The sequence below is a fragment of the Leucobacter alluvii genome (assembly GCF_039530485.1).
Classification (GTDB): Bacteria; Actinomycetota; Actinomycetes; order Actinomycetales; family Microbacteriaceae; genus Leucobacter; species Leucobacter alluvii.
This window is the reverse complement of sequence record NZ_BAAAOP010000005.1, coordinates 107,524-129,990: the sequence shown is the minus strand read 5'-3', so window position 1 is coordinate 129,990 and position 22,467 is coordinate 107,524. Positions and strand designations below refer to the sequence as shown.

The 22,467-nt window shown below is 68.6% G+C and carries 23 protein-coding genes; 6 read left to right on the top strand and 17 right to left on the bottom strand.

Translation table 11 applies throughout. The features are described from left to right. Window positions 1-17 precede the first annotated feature (17 nt). The 8 genes from pheT to infC form a co-directional block, all read right to left on the bottom strand. Window positions 18-2,642, bottom strand: a complete 2,625-nt coding sequence (gene pheT / locus ABFX18_RS05150) for a phenylalanine--tRNA ligase subunit beta (RefSeq protein WP_346057624.1) — start codon at window positions 2,640-2,642, stop codon at window positions 18-20. Continuing rightward, on the bottom strand, window positions 2,642-3,694 hold the full coding sequence (pheS, locus tag ABFX18_RS05145; RefSeq protein ID WP_211647986.1) for a phenylalanine--tRNA ligase subunit alpha: 1,053 nt from the start codon (window positions 3,692-3,694) through the stop codon (window positions 2,642-2,644). The genes pheT and pheS overlap by 1 nt, the downstream gene beginning before the upstream one ends. Beyond that, a complete protein-coding gene (locus ABFX18_RS05140) occupies window positions 3,654-5,612 on the bottom strand; it encodes a 5-oxoprolinase subunit B/C family protein (RefSeq protein WP_346057623.1) in 1,959 nt (652 codons plus the stop codon). The genes pheS and ABFX18_RS05140 overlap by 41 nt, the downstream gene beginning before the upstream one ends. Further along, window positions 5,613-6,368: a LamB/YcsF family protein gene (locus ABFX18_RS05135; RefSeq protein WP_211647985.1), complete on the bottom strand. Its 756-nt coding sequence runs from the start codon at window positions 6,366-6,368 to the stop codon at window positions 5,613-5,615. 54 nt (window positions 6,369-6,422) lie between these two features. Continuing rightward, the gene (locus ABFX18_RS05130; protein ID WP_346057622.1) at window positions 6,423-7,235 is read right to left on the bottom strand and encodes a TrmH family RNA methyltransferase; all 813 of its coding nucleotides are present in this window, start codon (window positions 7,233-7,235) and stop codon (window positions 6,423-6,425) included. Between the two features lie 101 nt (window positions 7,236-7,336). Then, on the bottom strand, window positions 7,337-7,720 hold the full coding sequence (gene rplT, locus ABFX18_RS05125) for a 50S ribosomal protein L20 (protein WP_010156663.1): 384 nt from the start codon (window positions 7,718-7,720) through the stop codon (window positions 7,337-7,339). Between the two features lie 51 nt (window positions 7,721-7,771). Next, window positions 7,772-7,966 carry a 50S ribosomal protein L35 gene (rpmI, locus tag ABFX18_RS05120; protein ID WP_010156662.1) on the bottom strand — a complete coding sequence of 65 codons (195 nt, stop codon included), beginning with the start codon at window positions 7,964-7,966 and terminating at the stop codon, window positions 7,772-7,774. A gap of 76 nt (window positions 7,967-8,042) precedes the next feature. Further along, the gene (gene infC, locus ABFX18_RS05115; RefSeq protein ID WP_090147910.1) at window positions 8,043-8,669 is read right to left on the bottom strand and encodes a translation initiation factor IF-3; all 627 of its coding nucleotides are present in this window, start codon (window positions 8,667-8,669) and stop codon (window positions 8,043-8,045) included. Between the two features lie 219 nt (window positions 8,670-8,888). On the opposite strand from infC, the gene ABFX18_RS05110 reads away from it, so the two are divergent. Genes ABFX18_RS05110 through ABFX18_RS05100 form a run of 3 tightly spaced genes read left to right on the top strand, consistent with a single transcriptional unit; the run spans window position 8,889 to window position 10,406 of the window. Beyond that, entirely contained in the window at window positions 8,889-9,278 is a 390-nt protein-coding gene (locus ABFX18_RS05110; RefSeq protein ID WP_200329456.1) for a DUF1844 domain-containing protein, read from the top strand. Between the two features lie 11 nt (window positions 9,279-9,289). Beyond that, window positions 9,290-10,087 carry an AzlC family ABC transporter permease gene (locus ABFX18_RS05105; RefSeq protein WP_090147907.1) on the top strand — a complete coding sequence of 266 codons (798 nt, stop codon included), beginning with the start codon at window positions 9,290-9,292 and terminating at the stop codon, window positions 10,085-10,087. Further along, window positions 10,080-10,406: a branched-chain amino acid transporter permease gene (locus ABFX18_RS05100; RefSeq protein ID WP_090147905.1), complete on the top strand. Its 327-nt coding sequence runs from the start codon at window positions 10,080-10,082 to the stop codon at window positions 10,404-10,406. Before ABFX18_RS05105 ends, ABFX18_RS05100 begins: the two co-directional genes overlap by 8 nt. Before the next feature lie 25 nt (window positions 10,407-10,431). On the opposite strand, the gene ABFX18_RS05095 is transcribed toward ABFX18_RS05100, so the two are convergent. The 6 genes from ABFX18_RS05095 to ABFX18_RS05070 all read right to left on the bottom strand — a co-directional run bounded on the left by ABFX18_RS05095 (window position 10,432) and on the right by ABFX18_RS05070 (window position 15,023). Then, the gene (locus tag ABFX18_RS05095) at window positions 10,432-11,325 is read right to left on the bottom strand and encodes an SseB family protein (RefSeq protein WP_211647980.1); all 894 of its coding nucleotides are present in this window, start codon (window positions 11,323-11,325) and stop codon (window positions 10,432-10,434) included. A gap of 19 nt (window positions 11,326-11,344) precedes the next feature. Then, window positions 11,345-12,091, bottom strand: coding sequence for a bifunctional 1-(5-phosphoribosyl)-5-((5-phosphoribosylamino)methylideneamino)imidazole-4-carboxamide isomerase/phosphoribosylanthranilate isomerase PriA (gene priA, locus ABFX18_RS05090; RefSeq protein WP_090147899.1), 747 nt, complete (start codon window positions 12,089-12,091; stop codon window positions 11,345-11,347). Between the two features lie 95 nt (window positions 12,092-12,186). Next, a complete protein-coding gene (gene hisH, locus ABFX18_RS05085; protein WP_346057621.1) occupies window positions 12,187-12,837 on the bottom strand; it encodes an imidazole glycerol phosphate synthase subunit HisH in 651 nt (216 codons plus the stop codon). After that, complete coding sequence (hisB, locus tag ABFX18_RS05080) at window positions 12,834-13,442, bottom strand: imidazoleglycerol-phosphate dehydratase HisB (protein ID WP_090147893.1); 609 nt, start codon at window positions 13,440-13,442, stop codon at window positions 12,834-12,836. Before hisB ends, hisH begins: the two co-directional genes overlap by 4 nt. Before the next feature lie 51 nt (window positions 13,443-13,493). Continuing rightward, window positions 13,494-14,576, bottom strand: coding sequence for a histidinol-phosphate transaminase (locus tag ABFX18_RS05075; RefSeq protein ID WP_346057620.1), 1,083 nt, complete (start codon window positions 14,574-14,576; stop codon window positions 13,494-13,496). A 42-nt stretch (window positions 14,577-14,618) separates the two neighbouring features. After that, window positions 14,619-15,023 carry a LysM peptidoglycan-binding domain-containing protein gene (locus ABFX18_RS05070; RefSeq protein ID WP_090147888.1) on the bottom strand — a complete coding sequence of 135 codons (405 nt, stop codon included), beginning with the start codon at window positions 15,021-15,023 and terminating at the stop codon, window positions 14,619-14,621. A gap of 242 nt (window positions 15,024-15,265) precedes the next feature. Here ABFX18_RS05070 and lexA point away from each other — a divergent pair, with 242 nt between their 5' ends. From lexA to lipA, 3 genes are all read left to right on the top strand, one after another. Next, a complete protein-coding gene (gene lexA / locus ABFX18_RS05065; RefSeq protein WP_370567934.1) occupies window positions 15,266-15,952 on the top strand; it encodes a transcriptional repressor LexA in 687 nt (228 codons plus the stop codon). Window positions 15,953-16,080: 128 nt separating this feature from the next. Continuing rightward, window positions 16,081-16,761, top strand: a complete 681-nt coding sequence (lipB, locus tag ABFX18_RS05060) for a lipoyl(octanoyl) transferase LipB (RefSeq protein ID WP_346057619.1) — start codon at window positions 16,081-16,083, stop codon at window positions 16,759-16,761. Then, on the top strand, window positions 16,758-17,831 hold the full coding sequence (lipA, locus tag ABFX18_RS05055) for a lipoyl synthase (protein WP_346057618.1): 1,074 nt from the start codon (window positions 16,758-16,760) through the stop codon (window positions 17,829-17,831). Before lipB ends, lipA begins: the two co-directional genes overlap by 4 nt. A gap of 10 nt (window positions 17,832-17,841) precedes the next feature. Here lipA and ABFX18_RS05050 read toward each other — a convergent pair whose 3' ends face one another. From ABFX18_RS05050 to metE, 3 genes are read right to left on the bottom strand one after another with little or no spacing between them, the layout of a single operon-like run. Beyond that, window positions 17,842-18,747 carry a methylenetetrahydrofolate reductase gene (locus tag ABFX18_RS05050; protein WP_200329465.1) on the bottom strand — a complete coding sequence of 302 codons (906 nt, stop codon included), beginning with the start codon at window positions 18,745-18,747 and terminating at the stop codon, window positions 17,842-17,844. Further along, window positions 18,744-20,060, bottom strand: coding sequence for a uroporphyrinogen decarboxylase/cobalamine-independent methonine synthase family protein (locus tag ABFX18_RS05045; RefSeq protein ID WP_346057617.1), 1,317 nt, complete (start codon window positions 20,058-20,060; stop codon window positions 18,744-18,746). Before ABFX18_RS05045 ends, ABFX18_RS05050 begins: the two co-directional genes overlap by 4 nt. Continuing rightward, window positions 20,057-22,378 carry a 5-methyltetrahydropteroyltriglutamate--homocysteine S-methyltransferase gene (metE, locus tag ABFX18_RS05040; protein WP_346057616.1) on the bottom strand — a complete coding sequence of 774 codons (2,322 nt, stop codon included), beginning with the start codon at window positions 22,376-22,378 and terminating at the stop codon, window positions 20,057-20,059. Before metE ends, ABFX18_RS05045 begins: the two co-directional genes overlap by 4 nt. Window positions 22,379-22,467: the final 89 nt, after the last annotated feature.

Below are 22,467 nucleotides of genomic sequence, written 5' to 3'. Positions count from 1 at the left end.
CCTGTCTCCCCAGGTGATCAGTCGCGCAGCTTGGCGTCGAATGCGAGCGCCGCGGCTTCGACACCGGCGAGTTTCGCCGCGCTGGCCTCCTCCGCGGTGAGCGTTCGGTCTTCAGCGCGGAAACGCAATGCGAACGTGAGCGCCTTCGAGCCCGCCTCGATCCCGGCGCCGCGATAGTCATCGACGATTCGCGCACCTTCGAGCAGGTCGCCCGCGCCCGCTACGACCACGGCGAGCAGATCGCCCGCCGGAACGTCGTCGGCGACGACGAGGGTGAGATCCTGCGTCGCGGCGGGATAGGTCGAGAGCTGCGCGGTCTCCGGCAGGCGCGGTGCGAGCTCGATCAAGCGGTCGAGATCGAGCTCGAACGCTGCGACCCGGCCGGGCAGATGATGCTCGGCGACCAGCTCGGGCAGCAGTTCGCCCGCGACACCGATCACCACGAGACCGCCCTCGTCGCCGTCGGCATCCGCTCCGTCGCCGGCGACGCGGATGGCGAGCTCCGCCGTGCGGCCAGGGTGGAAGGCACGGTGAGCGCCCTGCGAGACGACGAGCTCCGCCGAGACCGCACCCGCGACCGTGCGCGCCGCGTCGAGGGCGTCGGCCCAGTCGTAGGCGCGGGCCGGCTCACCCGCCTGCTTCGGCACGGCATCGCCGAGCAGCAGACCGGCGATGCGGCGCGGTTGGTCGGGGATCGATGCGTTGAGTTCTGCGAGAACGGCGTCAGACGGCCGCTCCGCGAGCGGCGGCACCGTATCGGTGCCGAGCGGCGCGTCACCTGCACCGGGCGCGAACACGAGTCCCAGTTCGACGAGCGCGAGGTCGGTCAATCCGCGTGACGCGTTGCGCTGAGCGGCGGTGACGAGCCCCGGCAGCAGCGACCGGCGCAGGTACGGGGACTGCGCGTCGAGCGCATTCGCGAGCGCGATCGCCGCCACGGGCGGCGCCGCAGCACGAGTCGCCTCGCTGTCAGCCTCTGCGGCGGCGCCGGAACCGGCCCCCTCGGCACCCGCTCCGAACGCCTGCAGCTGCGACCGGGAGACGAACGGGTAGCTCTGCACCTCGTCGAGCCCGGCGGCCGTGATGATGTCGGCGACGCGACGGCGCAGGCGCTGGCTCCGCGTGAGTCCGCGACCGGCGGGAGCCACCGGCAGCATCGAAGGGATGCGATCGTATCCGACGATGCGCGCGACCTCCTCGATCAGATCGGCACTGCGGGTGAGATCGGAACGCCAGCTGGGCGCGGTCACTCCGAGCTCGTCGCCGCCGTCGGCGACGATGGTGCAGCCGATCGTCTCGATCGCGCCGCGGATCTCGCCTTCGCTGTAGTCCGTGCCCAGAAGCCCGTTGACTCGCGCGATCGGCAGCCGCACCTCGATCGGCTCCCAGCCCGCCACGAGGTCCGAGCCGAGCTCGTCCGCCGTGCCGCCTGCGAGCTCGACGAGCAGGTCGACCATGCGCTGCGCCGCGGCGCGCGACACCAACGGGTCGACGCCTCGCTCGAAACGCTTGGAAGCCTCGCTCGGCAGCTTGTGCCTGCGCGCGGTGCGAGCGATGGAGACCGGATCGAACGTCGCCGCTTCGATCAGCACGTCGACGGTCGTGTCGTCAGCCTTGGTCGAGGCACCGCCCATGACTCCGGCGAGGCCGATCGCGCCCGATTCGTCGGCGATCACGAGATCCTCGACGTGCAGCTGGCGCTCCTGACCGTCCAGCGTGACCAGAGTCTCCCCCGGAGCTGCGCGGCGCACCGTGATACCGCCGGCGAGCTTGCGCAGATCATACGCGTGCAGCGGCTGACCGAGCTCGAGCATCACGTAGTTCGAGATGTCGACCTCGAGCGAGAGCGAGCGGATGCCGGCGAGCTGGAGCCGCGCGACCATCCAGGCGGGCGTGGGGCGCGACGGATCGATTCCCCGCACCACGCGAGTCACGAAGCCGGTGGCACCGGCGCGCCCGCGAATCGGGGCCCGGTCGTCGAGCGTGACCGAGAACCCGGTGCCGATCGCGGGCGACACGGCGAGGGCCGGATCGGTGAAGGTCGCACCGGTCGCGTGGGCGTACTCGCGCCCAACGCCCCGCACGGAGAACGCGTAGCCGCGATCGGGAGTCACGTTGATCTCGACCGCGGTATCCGAGAGGCCGAGCAGTGCTCGGGCGTCCGCGCCGACGACGGGATCGAGACCCAGACGGGAGAGCACGATGATGCCCTCGTGATCCTCACCGAGCGACAGTTCGCGGGCCGAGGCGATCATGCCGTCGGAGACGTGCCCGTACGTCTTGCGCGCAGAGATCGCGAACCCTCCGGGCAGCACCGCCCCTGGCAGTGACACGACGACTTTGTCGCCCGCGTCGAAGTTGTGGGCGCCGCAGACGATACCGCGCACGTCGGCTCCGCCGTCGGCGGCCTGCTGACCCTCGGGGGCGACGCGCACCTGGCACCAGTTCACCGTCTTGCCGTTCGAGTGCTCCTCGGGTTCGCGGGAGAGCACCTCGCCGACGACGACGGGGCCGGTCACATCGAAGCGTCGAATCGACTCCTCTTCGAAGCCGACGCGTACGAGGTCGGCGTGCACCGCTTCTGGGGTGACGTCTTCGGGCAGCGAGACGATCTCGCCGAGCCAGCTGAGCGGAATGCGCATTAGACCAGTCCTCCGAACTGACGATTGAATCTGACATCGCCTTCGACCATGTCGCGCATGTCGTTGATGTCGTGGCGGAACTGCAGGGTGCGCTCGATGCCCATGCCGAAGGCGAAGCCCTGGTACTCATCGGGATCGATGCCGGCAGCGGCGAGCAGTTTCGGATCGACCATGCCGCATCCGCCCCATTCGACCCAGCGCGCACCGCCCTTCGCATGCGGCTGCCAGACATCCATCTCGGCCGACGGCTCGGTGAACGGGAAGAAGTTCGGGCGCAACCGGATCTCCGCCTCTGCGCCGAACATCTGGCGAGCGAAGTGCTCGAGCGTGCCGCGCAGATGCGCCATCGTCAGGCCGCGATCGATGGCGATGCCCTCGATCTGACTGAAGACCGGGGTGTGCGTGGCGTCGAGCTCATCGGTGCGGTACGTACGCCCGGGCGCGACCACGTAGACCGGAAGCTCGCGGTCGAGCAGCGAGCGGATCTGCACGGGCGAGGTGTGGGTGCGCAGCACCAGGTGCCGATCGGCCGGTTCGATGAAGAACGTGTCCTGCATCGCGCGCGCCGGGTGATCGGGGTCGAACCCGAGCGCGTCGAAGTTGAACCATTCGTGCTCGACCTCTGGGCCCTCGGCGATCTCCCACCCCATTCCGATGAACACGTCGGAGACCTCGTCCTGCAACTGGGCGAGCGGGTGCCGGCTCCCGGCAGTGCGACGCACCGGTGCCGCAGTCACGTCGACGGTCTCGGCGACCAGCCGTGCCGCGGCCTCCTGCGCCGCGAGCTCCGACTCACGCCCGTGATAGGCGCCCTCGATGCGTCCGCGCGCCTGCCCCATGAGCTTGCCCGTCGCGGCCTTCTCGTCCTTCGGCACCGCGCGCATCTGCGCGTTGAGCTGAGCGATCGCTGAGCCGTCGCCCGCGTGCGCGGTGCGCGCGGCTTTCAGCTCTGCGACGGAGTCTGCCGCTGCGAAGGCGGCGAGCGCGGCCGTGACCGCTGCTTCTGCCGCTTCAGCGGTGATCGGATTCGATTTCGGGGCGCTGTCTGACACGAGTCCCTATCTTACCGGCAGCGGCGGCGGCCGAGGCCGACAGGATGTCGCGCAGCAGGGTCGCCACCGTATCTTCCATGAGGAGCCGCCCGTCGTCTCCGATGTCCGTCGCCGAGAGCCGGTCGAGCGCGGCGGCGAGCGCATCGGGTAGCGTGACGGCGACCCGCTTCCCATCGACTTCGAACGAGAGACGGACGGCCTCGGGAATCTCCGAGCGCGCGTCGGGACGGGAGCCGAGGTGCGGGTCGTCGGGATCGACGGGGACGAACCGCACGTGCGAACCGGGGCGCAGTTGCGCGGCGATATCGGTATCGGCATCGATCACGGTCCCGATGACGGGGTAGCCGCCCGTCACGGGGTGGTCGGCGAGGAAGAGCACGGGAAGGCCATTCGGAGGCACCTGGATGGATCCGCGGACGGTGCCCTCGCTCGGCAGCTCGTCGTGCCGCGCGCGCCGGAGCGGCGTCCCGTCGAATCGCGCGCCGACGCGATTCGACGACGCGCTCAGGCGCCAGCTCTGCGACGCCAAGGCGGCACGAGCCTTCGCGTCGAACCAGTCGCTCCTCGGACCCGGTACGAAACGGAGCTGCACCTCGTCACCGATGGGACGACCATCCGACTCGGGCGAGTGCGCCGCCCGATCTGCCTGTCGAGGATCGTCGATCGCGAGGGCATCGCCCGCCGCGAGCGGAGCCGCGCCGATGCCCGACAGGCTGTCGTGACTCGCGCTTCCGAGTACGCGCGGCACCGCGAAGCCTCCCCGTATCGCGAGCACCCCGCGCATTCCGCGCGTGGCCCGCCCGACGCGCAGCACCTCCCCTCGGCGCACGGTGAACGCTTCCTGACTCGAGGGCGGCGTCCGCCGCTCGTCGCCAGCGCCGACGATCTCAGCCGTGGCGTCCGTTCCGGCCAACGCGATGGAGACATCGACGTCGGCGCGCACGACGAGTGCGGCGTTCAGTGTTTCCAGCGCAGCGGCCCCGTCAGCGTTGCCCACCGCCCGGTTGGCGCGGCGCAGCGCAACGCGGTCGGCGGCGCCGGAAGGGCTCACACCGATCGCCGAGTGTCCAGCCCGCCCCGCGTCTTGCACGAGTGTCTGCATCCCCGGGTCGATCACCGTGATGGCGGAGCTCGACGCCGCCTCGGGCGGGACCGGCGACGCGTCCGGTACCGCCGAAGGCGCGTCCGGCGCGTCCGGCGCGTCCGGCGCGTCGGGCACGGGCGCTGCGAGCGCGACCTGCTCGCGCACGGCGCGGAATGTCACCGTGTCGCCAGGTGCGATCAGCGACGCGCGTTCACGCGTCGCATCCCACAGTTGAGCGGTCGTGCGCCCGATCAGCCGCCATCCTCCGGGAGAGGCCCCGGGGTAGACCGCTGAGAACGCCCCGGCGAGCCCCACCGACCCGGGGGCGACGCGCTCGCGGGGTGACTCGAGTCGCGGCACGCGCAGCGCGGCATCACCGCCGGTGAGGTACACGAACCCGGGAGCGAAGCCGCCGAACGCCGCCGTCCATCGAGAGCCGGTGTGCGCCGCGACCACGCCGGCCGCGCTGAGCCCGGTCAGCGCTCCGACCGCCTCGAGGTCCTCGCCGTCGTACACGACGTCGACGATCGCCACACGCGCCGACTCCCCCAGCATCGAGCGCGCGAAGCCCGCGATGCCAGAGGGGAGCCCGGCGATCTCATCGGCGACTCGACGCGCACTGGCGCGGTCGACGCACGTCACCAGGACCGTGCGCGCCGCCGGCACGATATCGATGACGCCGGGAAAGTCTCGTTCTCTGAGGATCGCGGCGAGCCCGAGTACCGTGTCGAGATCCGGCAGGTCGACGATGCACGCTCGATCGCCGACCGCGCGCACCGTGAACGGCGACGAACCTCCAGCCCCCGCCGAGCGCATCCGCTTCGAACCGCCCATCTAGACGAAGCTCCCGATCTCGACACCGCAGCCCTCGAGCGCCGTGCGAATGTCGCCGGCCAACCGCACCGCAGCGGGATGATCGCCGTGCAGGCAGATGCTGTCGGCACGCACGGCGATCTCCGTGCCGTCGACGGCGAGCACCCGACCCGTCGTCGCGATCCTCATCGCTTGCGCCGTTGCGGCCTCGCCGGTCAGCACCGCCCCGGAGACGGCGCGCGGCACGAGGGAGCCGTCTGGTGCGTACGCGCGATCGGCGAAGGCTTCGGAGAAGGTGCGCACTCCCGACTCCTCGGCCACCCGTTCGATCACCGAGTCGGGCGGCACCAGGAGCGGGAGCCCCGTGCCGGATTCGCGCAGGGCGCGCACGACCGCACGAGCCTGTCCCTCGTGATGCGCGATGGCGTTGTACAGCGCACCGTGCGGTTTCACGTACCGCACAGCGGAGCCGACGCTCCGCGCAAGCGCCTGCACGGCGCCGAGCTGGTAGATGATCTCGTCGGTCAATTCGCCCGGTTCGTACTCGATGAATCGACGACCGAACCCGGCGAGATCGCGGTAGCCCGGATGCGCGCCGATCGCCACTCCGGCAGCGTGCGCCGCCGCGCAGGTCGCACGTATGCCGCGCGGATCACCGCCGTGGAACCCGCAGGCCACATTGGCGCTCGACACGGATGAGAGCACCGCGGTGTCGTCGCCGAAGGCGAAACTGCCGAACGATTCACCGAGGTCGCTGTTGAGATCGATACGGGGCATTCGCCCATTCTCGCAGGCCGAGTACGGCGGGAGCGCAGACCCGGACCGCGGCGCCTAGCGGCTGCGCTGCGCGAACGCCGTCTCGTAGAGCAGCACGCTCGCCGCCGTGGCGAGATTCAGCGATTCCGCCGCGCCGTAGATGGGAAGTCGCACTGAGCGATCGGCGAGCACACGGTCAGCCTCGCTCAACCCTCGGGCCTCATTGCCGAACACCCACGCGATCGGACCGTCGAGCGCCCCCTCCGCGCGAGCTTCGAGCACGTCGGAGCCGCGCACGTCTGCCGCGAGTACCGAGAGATCCGAGGCTCGCGCGGCTTCCACCGCCTCCTCCAGCGTCGACATCACGAGCACGGGGATGTGGAAGAGCGATCCCGTCGTGGAGCGCACCACCTTCGGGTGGAACGGATCGATGCTCTCCCCCGCGAAGATCACGGCGTCCGCCCCGGCGGCATCCGCCGCTCGCAGCACGGTACCGGCGTTGCCCGGATCGCGGATCTCGTGCAGGATCGCGACGAGCCGTGCTTCTGCGAGTGCGCCCTCGGTCGGCTCGGCCCACGTACGCGCGACGGCGACGACGCCCTGCGGGTTGACCGTCTCCGACATCGCCGAGATGACTTCGGTGGTCGCTCGCTCCAACCGCACGCCCGCATCCGAGGCGAGGCGGGCGATCTCGACCTGCCAGGTCTCCGCGCCGAGCGTCGCGTAGACGGTTTCGGTGAGCTCCGGACGATGCACGAGCAGCTCGCGCACCGCCTGCGGGCCCTCCACGAGGAAGCGGCCGTGCGCTTGGCGCTCCTTCTTCCGGGCGAGGGATGCGATTCGTCGCACGCGTTCGGACTTCGTGTTGCTCAGCATCTCGTCGGTCATGAGTTCAGCCTACTGGCGCAGCGGCTCACTCCCCCGCGCCAGGAGAACGCAGAAGACCCCCGCTCCCCAGGGGAGCGAGGGTCTTCGACAGGAAGAACTGCTTACGCGGCCTTCGGAGCCGAGGTGTCCTCGGGCAGCGCCGACTTCGCGACCTCGACGAGCGCGGCGAAGGCTGCGGGCTCGTTCGTGGCCAGCTCGGAGAGCATACGACGGTCGACCTCGACGCCTGCAAGGCCGAGACCCTGGATGAAGCGGTTGTAGGTCAGGCCGTTCGCACGGGCACCGGCGTTGATGCGCTGGATCCACAGGCGACGGAAGTCGCCCTTCTTCTTGCGGCGGTCGTTGTACGAGTAGACCAGCGAGTGGATGACCTGCTCTTTGGCCTTCCGGTACAGGCGTGAACGCTGACCGCGGTATCCCTCGGCACGCTCGAGGATGACGCGACGCTTCTTGTGGGCGTTGACGGCCCTTTTGACTCTTGCCATTTCAGTTCTTCCTTAGAAAATTCTCAGATGAAAGCTATGCGCTCGCGCCGGTCAGTGACCGAGGAGCTTCATGGCCTGCTTGGCGTCGCCCTTGGCGAGCACCTGCTCGGCGTTCAGACGGCGCTTGCGCTTCGAGGCCTTCACCTCGAGGTTGTGGCGCATGCCGGCCTGCTGCTTCATCAGCTTGCCGGAGCCGGTGAGCTTGAAGCGCTTCTTGGCCCCCGAGTGGGTCTTCTGCTTGGGCATCGATTTCTCCTTGTTGTGTGCGAGCCTCACGGCCGCGGATTGCGGGGTGGCGCTGCGCTCGGCAGCGCACCGCAGTTCATTCGTCGTCCGAGTCCGTACCTGCGGTCTTGTCGGCCCGACGAGTGGCCTTCTCCTCAGCGCGACGAGCATTCAGCTCGGCTTTCGCTTCGGACTTGTTCTTGAGCGGAGCGACGACCATGACCATGTTGCGACCGTCGATGCGCGGGTTCGACTCGACGACACCGTATTCGGCGATGTCCTCGGAGAACTGCTGCAGCAGGCGCACACCCATCTCCGGCCGCGACTGCTCGCGGCCGCGGAACAGGATCATCGCCTTGACCTTGTCTCCCTGCGACAGGAAGCCGACAGCGCGCTTCATCTTCGTCTCGTAGTCATGCGTGTCGATCTTCAGGCGGAAGCGCACCTCTTTGAGCACGGTGTTCGCCTGATTACGGCGTGCTTCCTTCTGCTTCTGAGCTGCCTCGTACTTGTACTTCCCGAAGTCCATGATCTTGGCAACGGGAGGCTTCGAGTTCGGGGCAACCTCGACGAGATCGAGATCGGCGTCCACAGCCATGCGGAGCGCAGTCTCGATCGGCACGACGCCGACCTGCTCGCCACTGGGTCCTACCAGTCGCACCTCGGGGACGCGGATTCTGTCATTCGTACGGGGATCGCTGATCGCCGGCTCCTCTGATCTCATGGGTGGGCGCTCCGGGACGGAGCCACGGAGCATCGAGATCAGGACCGCGCACGCGCCATCCCACACCCTTGTGCAGCTGCCGAGTGATCGGCGGGGTGTCAACTACCCGGTAACCTTGAAACGGTGCCGGGTGGGAGAATCTCCACTTCCGTGATCTCGGCAGAACACCGAGAACCGGATCAATCGTAGCACACCTACCGCAGCAGCAGACAGGACGTCATGAGCGAGCACACCGCCGACCAGCCCACCACCCCCGCCGCAGCAGCGGATTCCAGCGGAGACGACATCTCGCAGGCGACGCGGGACATCGCCGACGTCGCCGCCGTCGAGGTCATCACCACCGCCGCCGTGCACCTGCTGAGCGCTGCCGCGGTCAAGGTCGGACTCGCCGACGACCCCGAGACGCAGATCGACCTCGACGAGGCGCGCAAGCTGATCAATGCCCTCGCCGGCCTCATCACGGCGGGCGCTCCGGAGGTGAGCGACATGCATGCGCGCAGTCTGCGTGACGGGCTGCGCTCCGTGCAGCTCGCGTTCCGCGAGGCTTCGGTGATTCCTGATCCGATCGGCAAGGGACCGGGCGAGAAGTACACGGGTCCCGTGAACTGAGAGGATCCGCAGTGCCCCGCCCTCCCTCGGACGCCGCCGCAGCGCGAGCTCCCCGGCCGCCCAGGCGCGCCGAGATCGCTGCCGGCCTCGGCGACTCCTTGGGCGTCGGCATCGGAATACTGCCGCTCGGGGTCGCTCTCGGCGTCCTCGTGGTCCAGGCGGGACTCCCGTGGTGGCTCGCACCGGCGCTGTCGATCGGCATCTTCGCCGGTTCCGTAGAGCTGCTGCTCGTCAGCCTGATCGCTGCAGCGACACCGCTGGTCACCATCGCGATCACCGTGTTCGCGGTGAACTTCAGACACGTCTTCTACGCGTTCTCATTTCCGGTGTCTCGAGTGAGGCGCGGTCTGCCTCGCGCGTACTCGGTGTACGCGATGATCGATGAGGCTTACGCCACATACGTGCTCATGGACGAGAGCCGGCTGACCTCCGCGCGCATGGTCGCCGGGCAGCTCGCGATGCAGACCTACTGGGTCGTCGGCGGGCTCATCGGCGTCGCCCTCGCCACGGCGCTTCCAGAGCCGATCGAGGGATTCGAGTTCGCGCTCGTCGCCCTCTTCGTCGTGATGACGCTCGACGCCGTGCGCACCCGCCGGGAGGTGCCGTCAGCGTTGCTCGCAGCCCTCGCAGCGGCGATCGCGATCGTGACCGTTCCCGAGAGTGCGCTGCTCGCCGCGCTCCTCGTCTTCACTGCGCTGCTCGCGGGCCGGTATGCGGTCACGAGAGCCCGGAGGAAGTCCGTCGGGAGCGATGGGGACGGGCTCCCCGGCACGGACGACCCGACGGGAACGGCGGAGGAACATGCCTGATCTCGGGTACTTGATCGCAGCGGTCGCCGTCGGCGCCGTCATCACCATCGCCCTGCGCGCCCTGCCGTTCGCGATCCTGAAACCGCTGCGCCGCTCGAAGTTCGTGACCGCTCTCGGCCGATGGATGCCCGCCGGCATCCTCTTCATTCTCGCGGTCGTCATCCTGCGCGATGAACTGGCGGCGCGCCCGAGCCACTGGTGGGCCGTGCTCGTCGCCACGGCGGTGACGATCGTGGTGCATCTCGTCGGGCGGCGGCGGGCCGTGCTCAGCGTCGCCGCCGGCACCGCTTGCTACATCGTGCTTCTCAATCTCGTGTGACGGGCGCTGCGGGCGCTCCCCGCGGCTACTCGCCCGCGACGGGTCTCAGCGTCAAGGAGTCGACGCGATCCGCCACGACCTCCGATGCTGCGATTCGGGCCTGCAGCGCTTCGAGCACCTCGCGTCGCGCGCCGGCGGCACCTTCCGCGACCCGCACGAGCACCGTGACCTCCGGCTGGAGCAGGCGACTCTCGAGTTCTCCGGGAACGAGCCAGAGCTCTGCGATGCGCGGGTCGGCGGCACCGAGTCCTCTGAACTCCTCCTGCACTGCGGCGTCCGCCCACGCCGGGATCACGCGCCTTCCCAGGGCGAGGGCCTCGAGCGCGGTGCGACGCACTCCGAATTCACGCTCAGGGGTCCCCGGATCGATGATGATGAGCTCTGTCCCGTCTTGAGCCGCGGCCAAGGCGGTCTGCGCGCCGGGGACAGGAATCGGTCGCGCCTCCGGGTTCCAGCGGTTCAGCGTTGCAACGGAACTGAAGATCGGCAGTGCCTTCCTGCCGTCTGGAGCGGCGACCGCGACGATCGACAGTTCCTGCGATTTCTCGACCGTTCGCCCATCTGGAGTCTGTCCGACATCGCCCGCCTCTGCGAGCATCGGCACGAGAAACCGTTCGGTCGCGAACCCCGCGATCGCATCCGCCTGCGCGTCAGCGACCACGCGCACGGCGTCCCAGTACTCGGCCGAAGCTGCAGCGCTCCGCGCCGCAGCGGCAGCGTCGCGCACAGCGGTCACGAGGGCGATGTGCGTGGGTGATGCGCTTCCATCATCGCCGGAGAAAGCCGTGTCGTGATGGTCGAACGTGCGCCCTGCCCAGGGGAATCCCGCCGAGTCGGAGGCGCCGCCGCCGACGAGACTGTCCGGAACTCCGGTGCTGCGGGGCGAATCGCCGGTAGAGGGAAGCTTCTTGATCGCCATGAGTCGCGGGATGTCCGCTCTAGCGCCCTGCGACGTCGAGAGCAGCGGGCAAGGAGAAGGCTCCGTCGTAGAGCGCCTTCCCGACGATCGCGCCTTCCAGACCGTCGTCGACGAGCTCTCGGAGCGCGGCGAGGTCGTCGAGGCTCGACACGCCGCCCGAGGCGACGACCGGGCGGTTCGTCCTGGCGCACACCCGCGCGAGCAACTCGATGTTCGGTCCGCGCAGGGTCCCGTCCTTGGTGACATCCGTCACGACGTATCGGGAGCAGCCCGCCTCCTCGAGACGGTCGAGCACCTCCCACAGGTTGCCGCCCTCTTCCGTCCAGCCGCGCGCAGCGAGCGTCTCTCCGCGCACGTCCAACCCCACGGCGACTCGCTCGCCGAAACGCGCGATCACCGCCTCAGTCCACTCCGGGTTCTCGAGCGCCGCAGTGCCGAGATTGACGCGCGTGGCTCCCATCTCAAGGGCGGCTTCGAGCGACTCGTCGTCTCGTATGCCCCCTGAGAATTCGATCTTCACATCGCCTGAGCGCTTGATGATCTTGCGCGCGACCGCCACGTTGCTCCCCCGGCCGAAGGCCGCGTCGAGGTCGACGAGGTGGATCCATTCCGCGCCCTGATCGATCCAGTCGAGTGCGGCGTCCACGGGATCGCCGTAGTTCGTCTCGGTTCCGGCCTCACCCTGGGTGAGCCGCACCGCCTTGCCGTCGACCATGTCGATCGCCGGAAGCAGTTCCAGCTTCGGGCGTTCGGCGAGTTCAGTCATGGGGGCTTCTCCTTCTCGGGTGTGCGCGGTCGGGCCGCACCAGCTGCGGCCCGAGCGAGTGGGGATCCGGCCGCGTGAGGTCGGTCTCGATGGACTTACAGAGTGTCGATCCAGTTGCGCAGCAGCCGGATGCCAGCGTCACCCGACTTCTCCGGGTGGAACTGCGTCGCACTCAGCGGACCGTTCTCCACCGCTGCGATGAACCGCTCGCCGTGCTCGGCCCAGGTGACCAGGGGGCGGGTGGCCGGGGTGCGCCCTTCGATGGACCATTCAGTCGCGGCATTGCTGTGCACGAAGTAGAAGCGCTCGGCTTCGAGACCGGCGAAGAGTCTCGATCCCTGAGGCACGTCGACGGTGTTCCACCCCATGTGCGGGAGCACTGGCGCGTTGATATGACGCACGGTTCCCGGCCACTGACCGAGTCCCTCGGTTTCGATTCCGCGCTCGATGCCGTGCGAGAACATGACCTGCTCCCCGACGCAGATTCCGAGTACCGGGAGGCCTCCTGCGAGCCGACGGTCGATGAGCTCGTCTCCGCGGACGGCGCGCAGCTGTCGCATCACGGCGTCGAACGCACCGACCCCGGGGACCAGGAGTCCGTCTGCTGCCATGACGGCGCCCGGGTCGCGCGTCAGCTCGACGTCGGCCCCCGCGTGGACGAGCGCCTTCACCGCCGAGTGCACATTGCCAGACCCGTAGTCGAGCACCGCCACCGTCTTGCGCGGCGCGTCGGAGGGAGCGCTCACAGCGCGCCCTTCGTCGACGGCACACCCGAGACGAGCGGATCGAGCGACTTCGCCTCGCGGAAAGCTCGGGCGAATGCCTTGAACTCGGCCTCTGCGATGTGGTGCGGGTCACGGCCGGCGCGCAACTCGAGATGCACGGTCAGCCGTGCGTTCAGCGTCAGGGCCTCGAAGAAGTGCCGCACCATCGAACCCGTGAAATGACCGCCGATGAGATGGAACTCGAACCCGGCAGGCTCTCCCGAGTGCACGAGGTACGGCCGACCGGAGATGTCGACGACCGCCTGTGCGAGCGCCTCATCCAGTGGGACCAGTGCGTCGCCGTAACGCGAGATCCCGGCTTTGTCGCCGAGCGCTTCGAGAATGGTCTGGCCCAGCAGAATCCCGGTGTCTTCGACGGTGTGGTGGACATCGATGTGCACATCGCCGACCGCGTTCACCGTCAGGTCTGTGAGCGAGTGGCGGGCGAACGCCGTGAGCATGTGATCGAAGAACGGAACCCCGGTCTCGATCTGCGAAGACCCCGAGCCGTCGAGATCGACGCTGACACTGATCTGCGACTCACTCGTGGATCGCTCGAGCGAGGCGGTGCGCGGTGCTGCAGTCATGGTTGTCAGTCTATCTGCGTTCCCCAGGAACCGACGGTACGCCGGGATCGATCAGGCGCCGCCCGGCCCGAGTGCCGTGATCGCCTCGATCACCGCACTCGTCTCGGCCTTCGTGCCTGCGGTGATGCGCAGGTGGCCTGGAATGCTGAGATTGCGGATGAGGATGCCACGTGCGCGCAGCGCTTCGAACGTGGCCGACGGGTCGGTGAACCCGCCGACGAGCAGAAAGTTGGCTCCCGACGGGTGCACGACGTATCCGAGGGCGGTGAGGGCGTCCGCGAGACGATCGCGTTGCGCACTGATGTCGGCCACCGTGGCGAGCATCGCGTCGGCGTGACGAATCGCAGCGGTCGCGGCCGCCTGGGTGAGCGCTGACAGGTGATACGGCAGGCGCACGAGCCGCAGGGCGTCGACCACTGCCGCGTCGGCGGCGAGGTATCCGAGACGCACGCCCGCGAACGCGAACGCTTTGCTCATGGTCCGCGATACGAGGAGCCGGTGGCGTCCGGGGAGCAGTGACACCGCGCTCTCACGCTCGGTGTCGAACTCGTGATACGCCTCGTCGACGACGAGCATGCCGTCGAACGCGTCGTAAGCGGCGAGGATCACCTCACGATCGAGCGACGTGCCCGTCGGATTGTTCGGACCGCAGAGGATCGCGACGTCCGGCTGGTGCTCGCGCAGCGCTTCGGCGACGCCCTCCGGCGTGAGCGCGTATTCTGCGGGACGCTCGACAGCGATCCATTCGGTATCGGTTCCGGAGGCGAGCAGCGGGTACATCGAATACGTCGGCGTGAAGCTCAGCAGTGACCGCCCCGGACCGGCGAATGCCTGCAGCACCTGCTGCAGCACTTCGTTCGATCCGTTCGCCGCCCACAGCTGTTCCACGCTGAGGCCGTGGCCGAGGTACCCCGCGAGGGAGCTCCGAAGCTCCGTGAACTCGCGGTCAGGGTATCGGTTCACACCGGTTACCGCTCGAGCGAGTGACTGAACGATGTCGATGGCGACGTGCTCGGGAATGGGATGCGTGTTCTCGTTGACGTTCAGGCTGACCGGCACCGCGTCTTGCGGGGCGCCGTAGGGCTCCTGGCCGACGAGATTGTCACGAAGAGGGAGGTCGCTCAAGCTAGTCACCCGACCAGTCTAAAGCCGGTGAGCCCCTCGACGATCAGTCGGTCAGGCCCCGAGTTCGTCGCCCGACACCACGCGCGGATGATCTGAGTACCGCAGCGGAACGGCGATCGCATCACCCGCCTGCAGCGATGAACCGTCCAGCTGGTTCAACTGCACAATCTCAGTGATGACATCGCGAGGGTCGGCCGTCGGGTCGAGATCAGTCGCCAGCGACCAGAGCGAGCTGCCTGGCTGCACCACGACGTAATCGAACTGCTCGCCGTTCGGCCCCTCAGCCGCGGCCATCGCCTCCGGAGCCGCGAGTGCCGCCATGAGAGCGAGAAGACCGGCGACGAGCACCGTGGCGAATCCACCGAACACGATGCGCCCGCGCCGGGTCAGGCGGAGCGAGCCCGAAGCTTCGGTCGACTCTCGTGATTCCCGGCCCAGAACAGCAGATGCGCTCATGATGACTTCTCCTTAGTCTTGCGATGACGCGGGCGTGGAGCCCATGCGAACATCTGTTTCGAATATATATTCGATGAATCGAAACCGCAAGCGTCTTTTCGAAGATACGTTTCGCTCCTTTTCCGCGACACTCGAACATATGTTTGTCGGTCTTCGAATGCTGCGGCTAGGGTTTCGGTCAACGGGATCACTGAATCAGCACCCACCGACATTCATGGATCGCGCCCCATCCGCATCGCCCCCTGGGGCCAGAAAGGACAGCGATGAGCGACGCAGCCGCGCCCCGATCCACGAAGCCGCTGAGCGAGAAGCAGCAGGCGATCCTCGAGTGCATCGCGCGTTCAGTGGAAAGCCGGGGGTATCCGCCGAGCATGCGAGAGATCGGCGACGCGGTGGGGCTCTCCTCGCTCTCGAGCGTCACGCATCAGCTCAGCAGGCTCGAGCTGGGCGGCTACATCCGCCGCGACCCCAACCGGCCGAGAGCCCTGGAGATCCTGGTCGAGCTCGCCTCGACCTCGTCGGCGATCGACGACGCACCCGCGCAGCGCCCCGAAGAGGCGGCGTACGTTCCGCTCGTCGGTCAGATCGCGGCCGGCGTGCCGATCACGGCGGAGCAGCAGGTCGAGGAGATCGTGCCGCTCCCCCGCGCTCTCGTCGGCGACGGACAGCTCTTCATGCTGCGCGTCGTCGGCGATTCGATGATCGACGCAGCGATCTGCGATGGGGATTTCGTGGTGATCCGGCAGCAGCGCGAAGCCGAGAACGGAGACATCGTCGCAGCGATGCTCGATGGAGAGGCAACGGTGAAGGTGTTCCGCCGCCGAGACGGGCACACCTGGCTCCTGCCTCGCAACAGCGCGTTCGAGCCGATCCTGGGCGATCACGCGGAAGTACTCGGGCGCGTGGTCGCGGTCTTCCGCTCGGTCTGATCGCAGGGCGCGGCGTCGCCGCGGCGCAGCACCGCTGGACACCGACGCGCGAGTGCTGGGACCCACCCGCAGCCCTTCGCTCGCTGCGGCGGTTGCTTTGTTGAACCGAGTCCATCTACAGTGATCGCATGGCCACTGCGTCGATGCCGATTCCATCCACCCATTCTCGAGCGCCGATGCTCGCGCTCGGATTCCACCCTGATTGCGTGCCGTACGAGCGCGGACTCGAGCTCCAGGCCGAGGCGGTCGACCGCATCGAGCAGGGCCTCGACCGCGGCACGGTCCTCTTGCTCGAGCACCCGCCGGTGTACACCGCCGGTCGCCGCGCCGAGCCGGATGAGTACCCGTCGGACGGCAGTCCCGTCGTCGCCGTCGACCGGGGCGGACGAGTCACCTGGCACGGTCCGGGCCAACTGGTGTGCTATCCGGTCGTCCGGCTGCGGTCCGGCGCCGGGGTCGTCGACTTCGTACGCGCCCTCGAGACGGCGATCATCGACACCGTGGCCGCATTCGGCGTATCGGGCACACGCGTGGAAGGCCGCTCGGGAGTATGGGTGACCCATCCTGATCATCCGCCGACGAAGCTCGCACAGATCGGCTTGCACGCCCGCGCCGGCATCATCACCCATGGAATTGCGATCAACTGCTGCAACGACCTCGAGCCGTTCTCCCGGATCGTGCCATGCGGGATTCCAGACGCCGGCGTGACCACGCTGAGCGCACTCGCCGGTCGGAGAATCCCGCCCGAGATCGTGGCACCCGACCTCCAGGTGCACCTCGCCCATGTGATCGCGGAGTTCACCGCATGAGCGCGCGTCGCCTGCCTTCGACCGGCACCCGCCCCGAGCCGGAGGGCCGACCGCTCCTCCGCGTCGAGGCCCGCAACGCCGAGACTCCGATCGAGCGGAAACCGGAGTGGATCAAGACGCGCGCCCGGCTCGGCCCGGAGTACCGCCAGGTGCGCGACCTGGTCGCAGGCGAAGGGCTCCACACGGTCTGCCAGGAGGCCGGCTGCCCCAACGTCTTCGAGTGTTGGGAGGATCGCGAAGCAACGTTTCTCATCGGAGGTTCGATCTGCACCCGGAGGTGCGACTTCTGCATGATCACGAGCGGAAAGCCGCTCCCGCTCGACCGCGACGAGCCGCGCCGGGTCGCAGAATCGGTGCGCACCATGGGCCTGAGGTACGCCACCATCACCGGCGTGACACGCGATGACCTGCCCGACACCGGCGCTTGGCTCTTCGCTGAGACCATTCGGCAGGTGCGCGCCATGAATCCCGGCGCCGGCGTCGAGGTGCTCGTCGACGATCTCGGCGGCCGACCTGAGGATCTCGAGCAGGTGTTCGAGGCGGCTCCGCAGGTGTTCGCCCACAATCTCGAAACCGTGCCCCGCATCTTCCGCCGCATTCGGCCCGGCTTCCGATACGAACGCTCACTGGGGGTCATCACGAGGGCGCACCATGCGGGAATGGTGACCAAATCGAACCTCATCCTCGGAATGGGCGAAACGCGTGCGGAGATCTCCGAGACGATGACCGAACTCAGAGCCGCAGGGTGCGAGATCCTCACCCTGACCCAGTACCTCCGCCCCTCGGCACGGCATCACCCGATCGCTCGTTGGGTGCCGCCAGAGGAATTCGTCGACCTGCACGACGAAGCGGAGTCGCTCGGCTTCTCCGGCGTGCTTGCCGGCCCGCTCGTGAGGTCCTCGTACCGCGCTGGTCGCCTCTGGGCGCGAACGATGCTGGCGTCCGGCAGAACCGTGCCCGCGGCACTGCTGCACCTCGCGGAGCGCACCGCGGGCTCGTATCCTCAAGCACTTGCGGGCCTGCCGCCCACCGAGACAGGGACTGGACCGGGCGGCGCTCGATCCGCGTGACGGTGAGGGCCTAGTCGACCGGGTTCGGAGTCAGCAGACCCAGCTCTCGGAGCACGGCGAGCACCTGCTCGTGCCGATTGAACGTGTAGAGATGCACGGACGGGGCCCCTCCCGCGAGCAGCTCTCGCGCCAAGGCGACGGTGTGCTCGACGCCGAGTTCGGGTGCGTAGCCGCCCTCTGCGTCCAGTTCACGCGCGAGTTCGATCGGGGCCGGCTGCCCGGCGAGCGATGCGACCTTGCGCAGCTGCGCACTCGTCGCGACGGGCATGAGGCCGGGAAGCACGGGAATGCGAAGTCCGGCCGCGCGTGCGTCCTCGACGAACGACAGGTAATCGTCTGCGCGGAAGAAGAGCTGCGTGATCGCGAGATCAGCACCGCTCTCCTGCTTCGCGACGAGCCAATCGATATCCTCTGCCCGTGAGCGGGAGAGCGGGTGGCCGTTCGGGTAGGCCGCGACCGCGGTACGACCGACGCTGGTCAGCGCCGGTCGCTCCGCTCGGGCCTCTGAGATCAACCGCACGAGTTCGAGCGAGCTCAACGACTCCGAGACCTCCGCGTCGCTCTCCGTCAACCCGCGCGGTGGATCCCCGCGCAGCGCCAGGAAGTCGTGCACTCCCGCATCCATGATCGCGTGTATCGCAGCGCTCACCGCCTCGCGCTGCTCCCCCACCGTCGTGAGGTGGGCGAGCGGCAGCGCACTCGTGTGATCGCGCAGGTAGGTCACGAGGTCGAGCGACGCATCACGGTTCGACCCGTTCGCCCCGTACGTCACCGAGATGAAATCGGGATCCGCGGCGGAGAGGTGCTGCACGGCGTGACCGAGCGCGAGCGCAGCCGCTCCTGAACGCGCGGGAAACACTTCGAACGAGAATCGCGCGCGAGCTGCGCCACGACTCGGAAGCAGGAACGAGTTCACCGGCGCCCCTCCTGCCGCTCCACGCCGGGTGCGGCGTCTGCGGAACGGTGCGCGGGACGCGCGGCCGCAACGCCGGTGCGACCGAATCCGGCATACGACGCCGGAGCAGGTTCGGCGCCGGAGAACTCCTGCTGCGCGAGCTCGGTGCCGCGCACTCGCGCCGCGATCTTGGCGAACGCGACCTCACGGGCGAAGTCAGGTGTGCCGTGCTTGGGCTTCTCATCGATGAGATACGGCGAGAACCCGCAGTCATCGGTCGAGCCGAGCAACTCGGCGGGAATGAAGCGGGACGCCCGCACCAGCTGGTCGCGCACCTCGGCTGCCGTCTCGAGTTTCGGATTCATCGGATCGGTGACGCCGATGAGAACCCGCGGCGCCGTCCCCGCCGCGCGCGAGCGCTGCCGCAGCTGACGGCCGACCAGGCGCGCCACACGATCAGGATCTTTCTCGCTCGCAGCCTGGATGAGGAAGTACCCCGCTTCGATCTGGAACAGTTCGGGAATGAGAGCGGCGTAGTCGACGTCGGCACTATGGGCGGAATCGTGATCGTTGCCCGGGCAGGTGTGCACGCCCACGGCCCCGCGTTGTTCGGGAGTGAGGTCGGCGAGCACTCGGTTGATGAGATCGATGAAGCCTCCGAGCGCTTCCGGTCCCGCCCACGGGGCACGAAGATCCCGTCGCAGGGCGAGTCTCCCCTCCGTGAAGTCGATGGTGATGCGCGACGCGCCCGCGGCGAAGCTCCGACGGATGTCTTCGACGCAGCCGCTGACCACGTCTTCGAGGAACTGTTCCCGCGAGTACTCGCCGAGACCGTCGGGCGGCACCATCAACGACAGCATCGACGGTGAGATCACCGCTTGCTTCAGCGGCAGGTGCGTCAGGGGCCGCGCCGCGGCGACGTCGTCCGCTGCCCAGGATCGGAACCGGAACGGGCCGCGCGCGAGACTGGGGATCACGCGATGATGCCCGTCGGCGAACACCGCGAACACCGGGCCTGCCCTGACGTCGCCGTCGTCGAACGACGTGCCGAGCGGGTAACTGGCGAAACTCTGACGGCGCTGCTCGCCGTCGCCCACGAGGGGCGAACCGGTCTCCGCGAAGCGGTCGAGGGTATCGCGCACCGCGCGGTCCTGTTCGCGCAGCAGTTCCTCGGAATCGATCAGCCCGGTTTCGGCGTCGAGCACCGCCCGCTGCAGGCTCGCCGGTCGCGGCAGGCTTCCCACCGCTTCCGTCGGAAGCTCGTCGGCGATCCAGCCAGAGGTGGGAGCGACGTGCCGCGCTGCCTCCGCCTCGATCCCGCCCGACGCGCTCACGCGCCCGCGCGCACCGCGCGAGCCGCGTGAACCAGGTTCGTCAGGCTCGCCACGGTCTCTTCGTAACCGCGCGTCTTCAGCCCGCAGTCCGGGTTCACCCAGAGCTGCTCGCCGGGAATGCGCGCGGCCGCGATACGGATCAGCTCCTGCTGCTCAGCGACGCTCGGCACCCGCGGCGAGTGGATGTCGTAGACGCCGGGCCCGATCCCGCGAGAGTACCCGTGCTCCCCCAGCGGCTCCACGACGTCCATCCGGCTGCGAGCCGCCTCGATGCTCGTGACGTCGGCGTCGAGCCCATCGACCGCGTCGATGATCTCCCCGAACTCCGAATAGCAGAGGTGAGTGTGGATCTGCACATCGGCCGCGGCTCCACTCGTCGCGAGACGGAACGCTCCCACCGACCAGTCGAGATACGCCGCCTGACGGTCCGCATCGAGCGGCAGCAGCTCGCGCAGTGCCGGCTCATCGACCTGCACGATGCGGATCCCGGCATCGACCAGATCGTCGATCTCGTCGCGCAGCGCGAGCGCCACCTGCGACGCCGTGTCCGCGAGGGGCTGATCATCGCGCACGAAGGACCATGCGAGGATCGTGACGGGACCCGTGAGCATGCCCTTGACCGGTCGGTCGGTGAGCGACTGCGCGTACGCCGACCAGGAGACCGTCATCGGCGCCGGCCGGGATACATCGCCCCACAGGATGGACGGGCGCGTGGCGCGGGTGCCGTACGACTGCACCCAGCCGTGCTCCGTGACTGCGAACCCGTCGAGCAGCTCCGCGAAGTACTGCACCATGTCATTGCGCTCGGCCTCGCCGTGCACGAGAACGTCGAGACCGATCTCCTCCTGCAAGCGGATCACGCGTGCGATCTCATCGCGCAGGAAGCCGTCGTACTCCTCCTGGCCGATCTCCCCCCTGCCGAACGCGGCTCGAGCCTTGCGGATCTCGACCGTCTGCGGGAACGACCCGATGGTGGTGGTCGCGAGCTCGGGAATGCCGAGCCCCTGCTGCGCAGCGCGGCGCTCACCCTCGTGATCGCGCTCGCGATCCGCGACGGTGACGGCATCGACGCGGCCCCGTACCCCATCGACCCGTACACCTGAGGCCTGCGCTCGCGCAGCGAGGATCGCGTCAACCGCTGCGAGCTCCGCTTCGATCGCCGCGCCCCCGTCGGCGAGCCCCCGAGCGAGAATGACGACCTGCTCGATCTTCTGGTCTGCGAAGGCGAGCCAGGAGGCGAGTTCGACGTCGAGCCGGGTCTCATCGCGCACGTCGTGCGGCACGTGCTGCAGGCTGTTCGACGTGCCGGCGACGACGTCGATGCCGGCTCGCTGGAGTCGCTCCAGTGCGCCGAATGCTGCGCGTAGATCCGTCTTCCAGATGTTGCGCCCATCGACGACACCCGCGACGAGCTGCGTCTCGGCGAACGCGGACGTGAGCGCACCCGATGCGAGGTCGGCTTCTGGCAGGCTGCCGCGCACGAGGTCTGCGTGCACGGCCTCGACCGGGAGCGACCCGAGTCGCGCGAGCGCGTCCGCCGCGTCGCCGTAGGGCGCCGTGAGCAGGATGCTCGGTCGTGCGGCGGCGCCGCCCAGGATCGAGTACGCCCGCTCCACGAGCGCGATCGTCTCGGATCGGGGCACCGGAAGAGAATCCGACACGAGCGCGGGTTCATCGAGCTGCACCCAGCCGGCGCCCGCCTCGTTCAGCGCCGCGAGCAGTTCGGCATAGACCCCGACGACCTCGTCGAGACGATCGATCGGGCGGAAGCCTTCGCCGGCGCCGTCCGAAGCCTTCGCGAGCAGCAGATAGGTGACGGGGCCGACGATCACCGGGCGCGACTCGATGCCCTGCTCCGCAGCCTCCGCCAGCTGCGCGACGAGCTGCGCCGGGTTCGCCGCGAGCGGGGTGGACTCATCGATCTCGGGAACGCTGTAGTGGTAGTTCGTGTCGAACCACTTCGTCATCTCGAGCGGCTGATGGTCTCGGTCACCCCGCGTGAGCGCGAAGTACGTGATGAGGTCGCTGCCCGCGATATCGGCGAATCGCTGAGGAATCGCGCCGAGGGCGAGGGTCGCGTCGAGCACCTGATCGTAGAAGCTGAAGCTCTCCGGTACTGCGCCGCCCTCGGCCGGGAGCCCCAGCTCGACGAGGCGTGCGCGCGTCGCGGCGCGCAGTTCGCCTGCCGTCTCCTGGAGCGCCGCTTCGTCGGTGTGCCCCTTCCAGAAGGACTCGATCGCCCGCTTCAGCTCGCGGCGGCGTCCGAGCCGGGGGTATCCGAGGATCGTCGCGGTGGGCAGGTGCGTCGTTGCGGTCATAGCCGTCCTTTTCGTGGGAACTCAAGGATCACAGCTGCTGCTGCTCCCCGTGGAACTCCCCCAAGGTATCCAGCTGACGCCCGAACGAC